The sequence below is a fragment of the Azospirillaceae bacterium genome (assembly GCA_028283825.1).
Lineage (GTDB): Bacteria > Pseudomonadota > Alphaproteobacteria > Azospirillales > Azospirillaceae > Nitrospirillum.
Genome location: JAPWJW010000002.1, coordinates 50,612 through 64,223, shown reverse-complemented (window position 1 = coordinate 64,223; position 13,612 = coordinate 50,612). Strand labels below are relative to the sequence as shown.

At 70.0% G+C, this 13,612-nt stretch carries 10 protein-coding genes, 1 pseudogene and 1 riboswitch; of the genes and pseudogenes, 6 read left to right on the top strand and 5 right to left on the bottom strand.

All coding sequences use genetic code 11. From position 1 onward, the window contains the following. Positions 1-18 precede the first annotated feature (18 nt). Together PW843_09140 and PW843_09135 are read right to left on the bottom strand one after the other, a co-directional pair. Positions 19-3,237, bottom strand: coding sequence for an efflux RND transporter permease subunit (locus PW843_09140; protein ID MDE1146770.1), 3,219 nt, complete (start codon positions 3,235-3,237; stop codon positions 19-21). A 485-nt stretch (positions 3,238-3,722) separates the two neighbouring features. Beyond that, positions 3,723-3,924, top strand: a riboswitch (cobalamin riboswitch). Between the two features lie 1,127 nt (positions 3,925-5,051). After that, positions 5,052-5,183 carry a hypothetical protein gene (locus tag PW843_09135; protein ID MDE1146769.1) on the bottom strand — a complete coding sequence of 44 codons (132 nt, stop codon included), beginning with the start codon at positions 5,181-5,183 and terminating at the stop codon, positions 5,052-5,054. Positions 5,184-5,626: 443 nt separating this feature from the next. Between PW843_09135 and PW843_09130 the strand changes: the two are divergent. Continuing rightward, a pseudogene (locus PW843_09130) lies at positions 5,627-5,956 on the top strand (TonB-dependent receptor). On the opposite strand, the gene PW843_09125 reads toward PW843_09130, so the two are convergent. Together PW843_09125 and PW843_09120 are read right to left on the bottom strand one after the other, a co-directional pair. Continuing rightward, positions 5,953-6,270: a UBP-type zinc finger domain-containing protein gene (locus PW843_09125; GenBank protein ID MDE1146768.1), complete on the bottom strand. Its 318-nt coding sequence runs from the start codon at positions 6,268-6,270 to the stop codon at positions 5,953-5,955. The pseudogene PW843_09130 and the gene PW843_09125 overlap by 4 nt on opposite strands. A 15-nt stretch (positions 6,271-6,285) precedes the next feature. Next, on the bottom strand, positions 6,286-7,968 hold the full coding sequence (locus tag PW843_09120; protein ID MDE1146767.1) for an FAD-dependent oxidoreductase: 1,683 nt from the start codon (positions 7,966-7,968) through the stop codon (positions 6,286-6,288). A gap of 150 nt (positions 7,969-8,118) precedes the next feature. On the opposite strand from PW843_09120, the gene cobU reads away from it, so the two are divergent. From cobU to bluB, 4 genes are read left to right on the top strand one after another with little or no spacing between them, the layout of a single operon-like run. Continuing rightward, positions 8,119-8,646 (top strand): bifunctional adenosylcobinamide kinase/adenosylcobinamide-phosphate guanylyltransferase, encoded by a 528-nt coding sequence (gene cobU / locus PW843_09115; GenBank protein ID MDE1146766.1) that lies wholly within the window; start codon positions 8,119-8,121, stop codon positions 8,644-8,646. A gap of 22 nt (positions 8,647-8,668) precedes the next feature. Then, positions 8,669-9,298 carry a cob(I)yrinic acid a,c-diamide adenosyltransferase gene (cobO, locus tag PW843_09110; protein MDE1146765.1) on the top strand — a complete coding sequence of 210 codons (630 nt, stop codon included), beginning with the start codon at positions 8,669-8,671 and terminating at the stop codon, positions 9,296-9,298. Further along, positions 9,298-10,776, top strand: a complete 1,479-nt coding sequence (locus PW843_09105; protein MDE1146764.1) for a cobyric acid synthase — start codon at positions 9,298-9,300, stop codon at positions 10,774-10,776. The genes cobO and PW843_09105 overlap by 1 nt, the downstream gene beginning before the upstream one ends. After that, positions 10,773-11,417, top strand: coding sequence for a 5,6-dimethylbenzimidazole synthase (gene bluB, locus PW843_09100; protein MDE1146763.1), 645 nt, complete (start codon positions 10,773-10,775; stop codon positions 11,415-11,417). Before PW843_09105 ends, bluB begins: the two co-directional genes overlap by 4 nt. Positions 11,418-11,545: 128 nt before the next feature. On the opposite strand, the gene cbiB is transcribed toward bluB, so the two are convergent. Further along, positions 11,546-12,535, bottom strand: a complete 990-nt coding sequence (gene cbiB, locus PW843_09095; protein ID MDE1146762.1) for an adenosylcobinamide-phosphate synthase CbiB — start codon at positions 12,533-12,535, stop codon at positions 11,546-11,548. Between the two features lie 17 nt (positions 12,536-12,552). On the opposite strand from cbiB, the gene cobD reads away from it, so the two are divergent. Next, positions 12,553-13,569: a threonine-phosphate decarboxylase CobD gene (gene cobD / locus PW843_09090; protein MDE1146761.1), complete on the top strand. Its 1,017-nt coding sequence runs from the start codon at positions 12,553-12,555 to the stop codon at positions 13,567-13,569. The last annotated feature ends 43 nt before the right edge of the window (positions 13,570-13,612 follow it).

Genomic DNA, 13,612 nt, shown 5'->3' with positions numbered 1-13,612 from the left:
TCTTCAGAACTCCTAAAATCACTCGGCGGCCGAGCCGGCGGGAACGTGGGTGGCGATGGCGGCCGCGTGGCGCCGGCGGTGCAACAGGACATACAGGGCCGGAACGGCCAGCAGGGTCATGGGCGTGGAGAACAGCAGGCCGCCGGTGACGGCGCGCGCCAGGGGGGCGTTCTGCTCCCCGCCCTCGCTCAGCGCCAGGGCCATGGGGATCATGCCCAGCACCATGGCCAGCGCCGTCATCATGACGGGGCGCAGGCGGGCGCCGCCGGCCTCCGCCATGGCGTCCACGGGCGCCAATCCCTGTTCACGCCGCTGGTTGGCGAAGGACACCATCAGCACGCTGTTGGCAGTGGCGACACCGATGACCATGATCATGCCCATCAGGGCCGGCTCGCTGAAGGTGGTGCCGGTCAGCAGCAGCATGACCGCACCGCCCAGGATGGCCGCCGGCGTGGCGCCCAGCACGATCAGCGGATCCAGCCAGGACTGGAAGTTGATCACCATCAGCATGTAGACGAAGACCACGGCCAGGGCCATGCCGGTGGCGATGTCGGCGTAGGCGCCCTGCATGGTCTTGATCTGGCCGCCGATCTCGATGCGGTTGCCGGGCTTCAGCTGCGGCCGGACCTCGGCCACGGCGGCGCTGATGTCGCGCGCGACCGAACCCAGATCGCGGCCCGACACGTTGGCGATGACGTCATAGCGCGGCGAGAATGAGGTACGGCTGATATCGGCCGCCACCTTGGTCGGCACCAGGGTCGCCACGTTGCGCAGCAGCACCGGGTCGGTGACGCGGGTGGAATGGATGGGGGTGTTCATCAGGTCCTCGGCCGAGGACAGCATGCGCTGCGGCGACTGCACCACCACCGGGTAGATGATCAGCGAGCTGGTATCCATCCAGTAGTTGGGGTTGACCACGGAACTGGACGCCAGCGACACCAGAACCTCCTGCGCGATGTCGCTCTGGGTCAGGCCCAGCTCGGCGGCGCGCGCCCGGTCCACCTCGATGCGGTAGGCGGGGGTGGCGGTGATCTGGCGCAGGGTCACGTCGACCAGGCCGGGGATGCTCTTCAACCGCTGGCGCAGATCATCGGCGATGATGGCGTTGGGCCCGCGGGCCGTGCCGATGATGCGGATGTCGATGGGCGTCGGCACGGCGCCGTTCAGGATCTGGCTGGTGATGTCGCCGGGCTTCTGGAAGATGTCGACGTTGGGGAAGTCCTTCGCGATCTTGGCCCGGATGGCGTTCACATATTCCTGGGTGGGCTTGGACCGCTTCTCGGTCAGGGCGCCCAGGATTTCGCCGTCGGCGGAACTGACGGTGACGCTGTCGGTCAGGCCCAGGTTGACCGGATCGGGCAGGCCGATGTTGTCGATCACCAGGCTCAGTTCGTCCGCCGGGATGATCTGGCGGATGGCGCGCTCGATGGCGCCGAACTGGCGCGACGCCTCTTCCAGGCGGGTGCCGGCGGGGGTGCGGACGTGCAGGCGGAACTGGCCGGCGTCCACCTCGGGGAAGAAGTTCATGCCGACGAAGGGGATGGTCAGGCCGGCGCCGATCAGCAGCAGCAGGGCCACCGCCATCACCCGCCACGGCCGGGCCAGGCCGCCGCCCAGGATGCGCAGGTAACGCTGGCGCAGCCGCTCGAACGCGCGCTCGAACCCGGCATGGAACCGCGACCAGGCGCCGCCGATGCCGCGCTTGGGGGCGGCATGGCCATGGGGCAGGTCATCGTCGCCATGGCCATGGCCGCGCAGTTCCGCCGGCAGCAGCCAGGCGGCCATGGCGGGCACCAGCGTCCGCGACAGCACGTAGCTCATCAGCATGGAGGAGATGACGGCCAAGGCCAGCGGCGAGAACAGGTACTTGGCGATGCCGTGCAGGAAGAAGATGGGCACGAACACGATGCAGATGCACAGGGTGGAGACCAGGGCCGGGAAGGCGACCTCGTCGGAGCCCTCCAGGATGGCTTGGCGCAGCGGCTTGCCCATGCCGATGTGGCGGTGGATGTTCTCGATGGCCACGGTGCCGTCGTCCACCAGGATGCCGATGGCCAGGGCCAGGCCGCCCAGGGTCATGACGTTCAGGGTGTGGCCGGCCAGCGACAGCACGGTCACGGCGGTCAGGATGGACAGCGGGATGGAGGTCAGCACGATGGCCGTGCTGCGCCAGCCGCCCAGGAACAGCAGGATCAGGATGGCGACCAGCGCGCCGACGATCAGGCCCTCATGCTGGATGCTTTCCATCGCGTGCTTGATGAAGGTGGTCTGGTCGAACAGCGGCTCGATGCGCATGCCGCCGGGGGCCGCCTTGCGGATCTCCGGCAGGCGGCGCATGACCTCGTCCACCACCGCCAGGGTGCTGGCGCCGCCCAGCTTCATGATGGTCAGCAGCACGGCGGGCTGGCCGTCGGCGTGCACCACGTTGGTCTGCACGGCGGCACCGTCGCGCACGTGGGCCACGTCGCGCATGAAGATGGTGCGGCCGCTGACGTCGCGCAGCGGGATGCTGTTGAACGTTTCCACCGCGATGGGGCTGCTGTTCAGGCCCACCTGGTATTCGATGTCGCCGATCTTGGCCGTGCCCGAGGGCAGGTTCAGGTTCTGGGCGGTGATGGCCTTGTTGACATCGTTCGGCGTCAGGCCATAGGCGCGCAGCTTGTCGGGGTCGATGTCGACCATGATCTGGCGCGCGTTGCCGCCATAGGGCAGGGGCAGGCGCAGGCCGGGGATGTCGCTGATCTGCGAACGGATGGTGATGCGGCCGTAATCGTACAGCTGCGCCTCGGACATGGTGTCGGACGACAGCGCCAGCTGCAGGATGGGCACGCTGGACCGGCTGTACTGCACGATCAGGGGGGGCTGCGTGCCCGTGGGCATGCGCTTCAGGATCGTCTGGCAGATGGCGGAAATCTGCGAGATGGCCAGGTCGATGTTCACGCCCGGCTGGAAGGTGGTGCGGATGATGCCCACACCGTTCGACGTCTCGGACTCCACCTCCGCCACGTTGTCGGCGGTGTTGATGATGGCCAGTTCACCGAAGGCGGTGATCTTGCCGGTCATCTCCTGCGCGTCCAGGCCCGAATAGCTCCACACCACCGTCACGGTGGGGATTTCCACCTCCGGGAAGATGTCGGTGGGCATGCGCAGCAGGCTCATCACGCCCAACAGCGTGATCAGGCCGGCCAGCACGGCGAAACTGTACGGGCGCCTCAGGGCGTAGGCGACGATCCACATGGGGCGGTGGCTCCGGCAAGGCGATGCTATATTGATGGCAGCACTATGCGCAGATACACCGGGGTCGCCCCCGCCCGGCACAGCCCGGCATAATTAACCCGCTTGTGTAAGAAGGGGAACCTACTTCGATACGCAACGGTTCGAATTTAGGGATGTTGCGGCTTTACGCCGCCCGCTTGCAAAGTTGTGTCTTTGGTCACTGCATCCAGGAATGGCGGTGATGCGGTATTTCGGGTCGGAACGGTTGATCTTGCCTAATGGTTGGGCATCTTCGCCATCGACTGTTGAAAGGCGCCGTCCTCCCAGGCGGCGATGGTTGGCCCGATGGGCATCGCACCGCCGCCGAATCCAGCGGGAATGCCCTATTCCGAAACGGTCCGTTTTCATTCGCCGTCCGGCAATGGGGTTTTCGGCCGAAAGGTTGCAGCCCTGCGCCGATCCGCCGGGTCCTGTCGCGGGTATTGCGCCCCGCCGGGCTTTGTCTTATGGCTTGAGGCACCGATGGTTCCGCGTTCGCGCGGATGAAAAGGGAACGTGGTGAGGACCCTCACGGGTTTGACTCCACGGCTGTCCCCGCAACTGTAAACGGTGAGCGCCCGCCCGCTCATGGCCACTGGGAAACTGGGAAGGCCGGGCTGGTGCTGTGACCCGTAAGCCAGGAGACCTGCCACCGGGAATGCGTCGCGCAGCCGTTGGGCGGGGTGTCCTGGCGGAACGGTTCCTACCGTCTTGCGCCGGCGCTTCGGGTGAGCGGTGCCGGCGCGTCGAACGGGTGATCCCCTTTCCACGATCCTGTATTCCGTGCGCGTCCGCGCCTTGGTCCCCGATTCGTCCGCATTTGGCAAACGGGGGACCCGAACCATGCCAAGCCCATTTCCAGTCCCACTCTGGCCCGCGCTGTTGGCGGGGATCGCCATTTTCATGCTGCCGGCCGTCGCCTTCGCCGATGATGATGATGGCACCGATGGCCTGAACGACGTCGTCGTCTCCGCCACCCGCACGCCTACCCCGGCCTACGCCGTGGGCAGCAGCGTCACGGTGATCGACCAGCCCACCCTGGAACGCCTGCAAACGGTGCAGGTGCTGGACGCCCTGGCCCGGGTGCCCGGCGTTGCCATCAGCCGCGCCGGCGGCTTTGGTGCCACATCCCTGGTGCGCCTGCGCGGCGGCGACCCGGGCGAGGTCAAGGTGCTGGTCGACGGGGTGGAGGTGAACGACCCCGCCAGCACCGACAATTCCTTCGACTTCGCCGGCCTGACCACCACCGGTATCGAACGGATCGAGGTGCTGCGCGGGCCGCAGAGCGCGCTCTACGGCAACGACGCCATGAGCGGCGTCATCTCCATCACCACCCAGCGGCCCCAGCCGGGCCTCAGCGGCACGGCGCTGGTGGAGGGTGGCAGCTATGGCACCCAGCGGGCCCAGGCCGGCGTGGCCTATGGCGGCACCAATGTGGAAGGGGCGCTGAACGCCTCGGAAATCCGCAGCGACGGCTTTCCCCGGCAAGCCACGTCCACCGGCGACGACGCCACCCTGGGCCGCACCCTGGACGGCCACGTCCGCGCCCAGCTCAGCGATGACCTGGCCATCGAGGCCACGGGCGGGTGGAGCTACCTCAACGGCGCCTACGACCCGTCGCCCGCCACCCTGCAACGGCGCGACCTGCACGGGCGCGTGGCGGTCGACTACACCATCCCCAGCCTGCGCTGGACCCAGACCCTGGCGCTCAGCGGGGCGCGCACCTGGCGCGGCTATGATGAGCCCGACGGCTATTACCGCTATTCCTCCTACGATGGCGGCCGCTGGGCGCTGGACTACCAGTCCAGCCTGGGTCTGCGCCGGGACGACACCCTGACCTTCGGGGCCGGCACGAAGACGGAGGATGTGGCCACCAGCACCACGGTGGGTGATTTCACCAGCGCCGGTCCCGCCAGTTCCATGCGCACCGACGGCGGTTTCGTGCAATACCAGGCCGACGTGGGCGGGGGTGTGTACCTGACGGCCGGTGGCCGGGTGGACGGCAACACCCTGTTCGGCAGCCACGGCACCTATCGCCTGGCGGCGTCGTGGGTGGCGAATGAGGCCCTGCGCCTGCGCGCCAGCTTTGGCACCGGGGCCAAGGCGCCCAGCCTGTTCCAGCTGCTGGATCCCTATTACGGCAACCGGTCACTGAAGGTGGAAACCAGCGAGGGCGCGGATATCGGCGCCACCCTCACGGTGCTGGGTGGCCGGCTGGTGGTGGACGGCGATCTGTTCCACAACGATTTCCGCAACCTGATCGCCTTCACCGACGCCTACGCCAACGTGGCCAAGGCGATGACGCAGGGGGCGGAACTGGCGGTGACGGTGAAGCCGGTGGCGGCGCTGACCCTGGCCGCCAGCTACACCTACCTGGACAGCCGGGATGAGACGACCGGCCTGGTCCTGCCCCGCCGGCCGCGCCACACCGCCAACGTCTCGGCGGATGTGGATTTGGGCGGCCGGCACCAAGGTGGGTGCCGATGTGCGCGCCGTGGCCGACCAGCTGGACAGCAGCTACAGCACCGCCCAGACGCGGGGCTACGCCGTGCTGGGCCTGCGCGCCAGCCAGGATTTGCCGTGGTGGGGCCTGACCCTGTTCGGCCGGGTGGAGAACCTGACCGACCGCCGGTACCAGGAGGTGCTGGGCTACAACACGCCCGGCCGCTCCTACTACGGGGGCTTGAGCGCCAAGTTCTAAAAGGCGGAGTCGATAAAGCTGGGGATGGGCCCGTCCTGGGGCGTGGTGTCGGGCAGATCGACCATGATCTCGTCGACATAACACCAGCCCCAGCCCTCGGGCGGGTCGTACCCTTCCATGATCGGGTGCCGGGTGGCGTGGAAATGGCGGGTGGCATGGCGGTGCGGGGATTCATCACAGCATCCGACATGGCCGCAGGTTCGGCACAGGCGCAAATGCACCCACTCGGACCCGATCTTCAGGCATTCCTCACAGCCCCGCGCGCTGGGCGTCACGGTGAGGACGGAGGAAAGATGGCGGCAGGCATTGTCCATGGGGAACGGTCCTCTTCAGGTGGGTGCCAGCACGCGGTGCAGGGATGCCACCACCTGGGCGCCGTCGCCCACGGCGGCGGCCACGCGCTTGGCGGAGCCGGCACGGATGTCGCCGATGGCGAAGATGCCGGGCACGCTGGTCTCCAGCGTCAAGGGCGCGCGGCCCAGCGCCGTCCAGGTCGGGGAGTCCCACGCCTCCCCCGTCCGCACGTATCCGTGCGCGTCCAGCGCCACCGGACAGCCGTCCAGCCAACCGGTGTTGGGGTCGGCGCCGATCAGCAGGAACAGGTGGCGCATGTCCCAGGATTTGGTCTCCCCGGTCGAACGGTCGCGGGTTTCCATGCCTTGCAGGCCGCTGCCGGCGTCGCCCGACAGGGTCGTCACCTCCGTATGGAAGTGCAGGGTGACATTGGGCAGGGCGTTGATGCGGTCGATCAAATAGTGGGACATGGTCGCCTCCAGCCCGGCACCGCGGGCGAAGACGTGCAGGTGGCGGACGCGCGGCGCCAGGAAGACGATGGCCTGGCCGGCGGAATTGCCCGCCCCCACCAGCGCCACCTCCTCACCCGCGCACAGCCTGGCCTCCACCGGCGAGGCCCAGTAGGCCACACCCGCACCCTCGAACGTCGGCAGTTCGGGCACGTCCAGCCGGCGGTAGCGGGCGCCGGCGGCGATCACCACCGATCGGGCCCGAACCGTGCGGCCGTCGGTCAGGGTCAGGACGAAAGGCTTGGGCGGATGCTGGTCCCGACCGCTGCAATCCACCGTGCGCACGGCCAGGGGGGTGGCGATGCGGGCACCGAACTTCTGCGCCTGGTTGAAGGCGCGGCCCGCCAGCGCGTGGCCGGAAATGCCGGTGGGGAAACCCAGGTAATTCTCGATACGGGCCGAGGCGCCAGCCTGCCCGCCATAACCCTGGCCGTCCAGCACCAGCACGCTCAACGCCTCCGACGCGGCATAGACCGCGGCGGCCAGGCCGGCGGGGCCGGCACCGACGATGGCGACGTCGAACAGTTCGGCCGGGTCCAGGGCCGGCATCAGGCCCAGGCCGGCGGCCAATTCCACGTCCGACGGCGCCTTCAGCACCGCACCCCCGGGGCACAGCACCAGGGGCAGGTGCTCCGTCGCCAGGCCCAGGCGCTGGACCAGGCCCTCGGCTTCCGGGTCGTGCAGGTCATGCACGGAATAGGGCTGGCCGTTGCGGGTCAGGAAACCCTCGATGCGCACCAGGGCGGGATCGGTGGGCCGGCCCAGCAGCACCGATCCGGCACCACCGTCGGCCAGCAGGGACATGCGGCGCAGGATGAAGGCGCGCATCACCGCCTCGCCGATCTCCGCCGACCCGATGATCAGGGCACGCAGGTGGGCGGCGTCGAAACACACCGCCTCGCATCCTTCATCACCGGCCCGCACCTCCACCAGGGCGCCGCGGCCGCCCAGCTGGCTGACATCGCCGGTGATCTCCCCGGGCCCGTGGGTGGTGACGGTGCCCTTGGCGCCGGCGCCGTCACGGCGGTAGATGACCGCCTGGCCGCTCAGCACCAGGAAGGACGGGGCGCCCACCTGGCCGATGGCGGCCATCTCCTCACCGCCCGCGAAGCTGCGGGGCGGTCCCTCGGCGAAGCGCCGGGCCACCGCCACCTGGGCGGCGGTCAGGACGGGGAAAATCTGGTCGTGCCGCGTGTCGATCAGGCTCATGGGGGCAGGTCCTTATCCCGGTTGGGGTCGAGCATCCCATGGGCGGGCATGCGGTTTCTTGTACGGCCATCCGGAAATGATTCTGAGAGAACCCGATAATGGCGCTATCACGCGATATTCGATGACGGGGCAGACGGGTGGAGATGAACCATGACGGCGTATAGCCATGGCGCCGTGCCGGGCGTGACCCTGGTGCTGGGGGGCGCCCGCTCAGGCAAAAGCCGCTTCGCCGAAGGGTTGGTGACGGCGCTGCCCGGGCCCTGGACCTATATCGCCACCGCCCAGGCCTGGGACGACGAGATGCGCGACCGCATCCGCCAGCACCAGGCCGACCGCGCCCCCGGCTGGACGACGGTGGAGGCGCCGTTGGATCTGGCCGGCGCCATCGCGGACGCCCCGCCGGGCCCCGTGCTGGTCGATTGCCTGACCCTGTGGCTGACCAACGTCATGTTGGCTGAAAACGATGTGCCGGCCGCCCTGGCGGGGCTGGAGGCGGCGTTGGCCGCCCGGTCCGGCCCGGTGGTGCTGGTGGGCAATGAGGTGGGTTTGGGCATCGTGCCGGACAACGCCCTGGCCCGCGCCTTCCGCGACCATGCCGGCCGGCTGCACCAGCGCCTGGCGGCCAATGCGGGCCAAGTGTTCCTGACGGTGGCGGGCCTGCCCCTGAAGGTGAAATAAGGAACGGTGAGGAGAACGCGTGATGACTGTCGAACCTGAGACCCCGCCGCCTGATGATGACGCCGCCCGCCATCGCGAGAAGATGCAGAAGCGCAAGGCGGTGCAGGACGCGCGCGTGGCCCAGGCGACGGGGGAGAAAGGCCTGCTGATGGTCCACACCGGCCCCGGCAAGGGCAAGACCACGGCGGCGCTGGGCATGATGATCCGCACGGCGGGCTACGGCCTGCGCGTCGGCTTCATCCAGTTCGTCAAGGGCAACTGGGCGACGGGGGAACAGCCGGCGCTGAAGCGCTTTTCCGACCTGATCGACCACCATGTGATGGGTGAGGGCTTCACCTGGGACACCCAGGACCGCGACCGCGATGTCGCCGCCGCGACCCGCGCCTGGGACCTGGCCCGCACCATGATGGCCGACCCGCAATACCATCTGGTGGTGCTGGATGAGATCAACATCGTGCTGCGCTACGGTTATCTGGACGTGGCCGAGGTGCTGGCCGGGGTCAATGCCCGCCGGCCCGACCTGCACGTCCTGCTGACGGGGCGCAACGCCAAGCCGGAACTGATCGAGGCCGCCGACCTGGTGACGGAGTTCCAGGCGGTGAAGCACCCCTTCCAGGCCGGTATCAAGGCGCAGCGCGGGATCGACTTCTGATGGACGGTGGCAACAGGCCCGCCCGCGCCCTGATGATCCAGGGCACAGGCTCGGACGTGGGCAAGTCGCTGATCGTGGCGGCGCTGGCGCGGGCCTATGTCCGGCGCGGCCTGGCGGTGCGCCCGTTCAAGCCGCAGAACATGTCCAACAACGCCGCCGTGACCCCGGATGGGGGGGAGATCGGACGGGCCCAGGCGCTGCAGGCACGGGCCTGCGGCGTGGCGCCATCCGTGGACATGAACCCCGTGCTGCTGAAGCCGCAGACCGACGTGGGCGCGCAACTGGTGCTGCGCGGCCGGGTGCTGGGCAATGCGGAGGCCGCCGCCTATCAGCGGCGCAAGGGCGAATTGCTGCCCGCCGTGCTGGAAAGCTTCGACCGGCTGCGCGCCCAATGCGACCTGGTGGTGGTGGAGGGGGCGGGCAGCCCGGCGGAAACCAACCTGCGCGCCGGCGACATCGCCAACATGGGCTTCGCGCGGGCGGCCGGGGTGCCGGTGGTGCTGGCCGGCGACATCGACCGGGGCGGCGTGATCGCCAGCCTGGTGGGCACCCACCAGGTGCTGGATGCGGAGGATCGGGCCCAGATCCGGGGCTTCCTGATCAACAAGTTCCGCGGCGATGCCCGCCTGTTCGACAAGGGGGTGACGGAGATCGAAGCCCGCACCCATTGGCCCTGTTTCGGTGTGCTGCCGCACCAGAAGGCGGCAAGCCGGCTGCCGGCCGAGGACGGCATGGATCTGGCGCGGTGGGCGCGGGCCGCAGGCGGCGGGGCGTTGCGCATCGCCGTGCCCATGCTGTCGCGCATCGCCAATTTCGACGACCTGGACCCCCTGCGCCTGGAACCGGGCGTGACGGTGGAAATGGTGCCGCCTGGCCGTCCCCTACCGGGGGATGCCCACGGCGTCATCCTGCCGGGGTCCAAGGCCACCCTGGCCGACTTGGCCTTCTTCCGCGCCCAGGGCTGGGATATCGACTTGGCCGGCCATGTGCGGCGCGGCGGTTGGGTGCTGGGCCTGTGCGGCGGCTATCAGATGCTGGGTCGCACGGTGGCCGACCCGGACGGGATCGAGGGGCCGCCGGGCACGGCCGCCGGCCTGGGCTACCTGGACGTGGAAACGGTGCTGGCGCCGGCCAAGACCCTACGCGCCGTCACCGGGCGGGACACGCGCACCGGGGCCGCGCTGACGGGATATGAGATGCATCTGGGTGTGACCCAGGGCCCCGATCGCGCACGGCCCCTGCTGCATCTGGACGGGGGCGGGGATGAGGGCGCCGTCAGCCTGGACGGCCGCATCGCCGGCACCTATGTCCATGGCCTGTTCGGCCACGACGCCCAACGGGCGGCCTGGCTGGCGCGCTGGGGGGCGTCTTCCGCCCTGGACAGCTATGACGGCACGGTGGACGCGGCGCTGGATGAGCTGGCGGAGGCCGCTGAACGCCATCTGGATCTGGACGCGCTATGGGCCATCAGCCGATGAAACATGAGACGCCCGATTTCGACGCCGACTTCCGCCATCATTTCCGCGACCTGCTGGTGTGGCGGCGCGACGTGCGGCGTTTCCGTACCGATCCGCTGCCCGATGGCCTGCTGGAACGCCTGCTGGATCTGGCCTGCCTGGCGCCCTCTGTGGGCCTCAGCCAGCCGTGGCGCTTCGTCCAGGTGGAGGATCCCGCCCGCCGTGAGGCCGTGCGCGATGAATTCGAACGCTGCAATGCCGAGGCGCTGGCCAGCCAGTCCGCCGACCGCGCCGGCCTGTACGCCAGCCTGAAGCTGGCGGGTTTGCGTGAGGCGCCCTGCCACCTGGCGGTGTTCGTCGATCCCGATCCGGCGCAAGGCGCCGGCCTGGGCCGCCGCACCATGCCGGAAACCCTGGCCTATTCGGCGGTCGCCGCCATCCAGACCCTGTGGCTGGCGGCGCGGGCGGAAGGGGTGGGCCTGGGCTGGGTGTCCATCCTGCGGCCCGAGATGATGAACGCCGTGCTGGACGTGCCGGCCGCCTGGCGCCTGGTCGGCTATCTGTGCATCGGTTATCCCGCCGAGCCGGACGACGTGCCGGAACTGGAACGGGCGCAATGGGAACACCGTCGGCCCCTGGCCGAGGTATTGGTCAAGCGATGAGTGTTCCCTCAGTTGCCGGGCGCCGGCATCCGCCGGCTTGGCTTATCCTCGATCTCCAGTCCGCTGACGCTCCCCTGAAATCTCCGGCGGATGCGGTCGCATCCTTGTCGCTGCGCTCCGGGTGCGCGCTACATCAGCCACGCGGCCAGCAGCGCCAGGCCCCACAGCAGGGCCAGGCTGCGGCGGTAGAGGTCCAGCGCCCGGTCGATGTCGCCGGCGGTGGCCTCGGCCCGGCCATCGCCCATCCAATGGTCGTCCACCCGCACCGCGCCATAGGTGCGTGGGCCCGCCAGGCGCAGGCCCAGGGCGCCCGCCATGGCGGCCTCCGGCCAGCCGGCGTTGGGGCTGCGGTGGTGGCCGGCATCGCGGCGCACGGCGGCCCACGCCGCCCGCGTGCCGGTACCACCCCGTGTCCACGCGGCCAGGACCAGCAGCAGGGCGGTCAGGCGCGAGGCCGGCAGGTTCACCAGATCGTCCAGCCGCGCCGCCGCCCAGCCGTAAGCCTCATGTTTAGGCGTGCGGTGGCCCACCATGCTGTCGGCGGTGTTGATGGCCTTGTAGGCCAGCAGGCCGGGCAGGCCGCCCACCGCCAGCCAGAAGGCCGGCGCCACCACGCCGTCGCTGAAATTCTCCGCCAGGCTTTCGATGGCGGCGCGGGCCACGCCGGCCGCGTCCAGGCTGGCCGGGTTGCGGCCGACGATATGGGACACCGCCTCGCGCCCGCCCTCCAGCCCGCGCGCCCGCAGGGCCCGGGGCACGGCGGCGACGAAGCGGTGCAGGCTGCGCTGGGCCAGCAGGCTGCTGGCCAGCAGGCCGGTGGCCAGGGTGCCCCAGAATCCGCCCAGCCGGGCCAGCATTCCTTGCAGCACGACGCCCACGGCCAGCGCCGTGGCCACCAGCACGATTTCCGCCAGAACACCCATGGCCTTGCGCGTGGCGAAGGGGCGGGCGTCGCCGTTCCAGGCCCGGTCCAGCCGGCCGATCAGGGCGCCGATCCACACCACCGGGTGGCGGATGCGGGCGTACAGGGCGTCGGGATAGCCCAGCACGGCCTCCAGCGCCAGGGCGGCCAGGGCCAGCCAGGGCAGGGCGGGGCAAAGGGGGGACAGATCGATCATGGCTGGGGGGATTTACCATGAACCACGCCCATGACGGTACCATCCGCCATGGCGGCGACCTGACCCAGGCGGCGCGCCTGTTCCCGGATGCGCCCGGCCCCTGGGTGGACCTCAGCACCGGCATCAACCCCTGGCCCTATCCGCTGCCCCCCATCCCGGATGCCGCCTGGACGGCCCTGCCCACGCGCGGCGCCCTGGATGCGGCGCTGGCCGCCGCCACGGTGGCCTATGGCGCGCCGGGACCGGACAGCCTGGTGGCGGCCCCCGGCACTGAACTGCTGATCCAGATGCTGCCCCGTCTGCGCCCCGTCGGCGATGTCGCCATCGTCAGCCCCACCTATGGCGACCATGCCCGTGCCTGGGATGCTGCCGGCCATCGCGTGCGGGCGGTAAGCGCCCCGGAAGATGCCGACGTGGTGGTGCTGTGCAATCCCAACAACCCGGACGGCCGCACCTGGGCGCCCGACGACCTGCTGGCCGCGGCCGACCGCCTGGCGGCGCGCGGCGGCTGGCTGGTGGTGGATGAGGCTTACGCCGACCTGGACCCGGCGCGCAGCCTGGCGGGCCACGCCGGCCGGCCGGGGCTGGTCGTGCTGCGCTCCTTCGGCAAGTTCTTCGGCCTGGGCGGCCTGCGCCTGGGTTTCGCCCTGGGGCCGGATACGGTGCTGGCGGCCCTGCGCGTCCAGCTGGGGTCTTGGGCCGTCAGCGGCCCGGCACTGGCCGTGGCCGCATCGGCGCTGGCCGACCTGGATTGGCAGGCGGCCACCCGCCGCCGCCTGGCCGCTGCCGCCGATGCCCTGGATGGCGTGCTGAGGGCCGGCGGCCTGCGCATCGTCGGCGGCACGGCGCTCTACCGGTTGGTGGACTGCGGCGACGGCCCGGCCCTATGGCGCCACCTGGCTCGGGCCGGCATCTGGACTCGGCCGTTCCCGGAGCATGCGGAGGGGGCGGGCTGGCTGCGGTTCGGCCTGGCGCCGGACGCGGCGGTGCTGGACCGGCTGGCGGTGGCGCTCATACCAGCGGCACGATTCTGACTCGTGCCGCTGTAGGCCCCAAGGGGGGCCGCCGCAGCATTTT

Bases quoted from the DNA above. Each gene is read 5' to 3' on its own strand.
- PW843_09140 (MDE1146770.1), bottom strand. From the start codon at position 3,237: ATGTGGATCGTCGCCTACGCCCTGAGGCGCCCGTACAGTTTCGCCGTG.
- PW843_09125 (MDE1146768.1), bottom strand. From the start codon at position 6,270: ATGGACAATGCCTGCCGCCATCTTTCCTCCGTCCTCACCGTGACGCCC.
- PW843_09120 (MDE1146767.1), bottom strand. From the start codon at position 7,968: ATGAGCCTGATCGACACGCGGCACGACCAGATTTTCCCCGTCCTGACC.
- cobU (MDE1146766.1), top strand. From the start codon at position 8,119: ATGACGGCGTATAGCCATGGCGCCGTGCCGGGCGTGACCCTGGTGCTG.
- cobO (MDE1146765.1), top strand. From the start codon at position 8,669: ATGACTGTCGAACCTGAGACCCCGCCGCCTGATGATGACGCCGCCCGC.
- PW843_09105 (MDE1146764.1), top strand. From the start codon at position 9,298: ATGGACGGTGGCAACAGGCCCGCCCGCGCCCTGATGATCCAGGGCACA.
- bluB (MDE1146763.1), top strand. From the start codon at position 10,773: ATGAAACATGAGACGCCCGATTTCGACGCCGACTTCCGCCATCATTTC.
- cbiB (MDE1146762.1), bottom strand. From the start codon at position 12,535: ATGATCGATCTGTCCCCCCTTTGCCCCGCCCTGCCCTGGCTGGCCCTG.
- cobD (MDE1146761.1), top strand. From the start codon at position 12,553: ATGAACCACGCCCATGACGGTACCATCCGCCATGGCGGCGACCTGACC.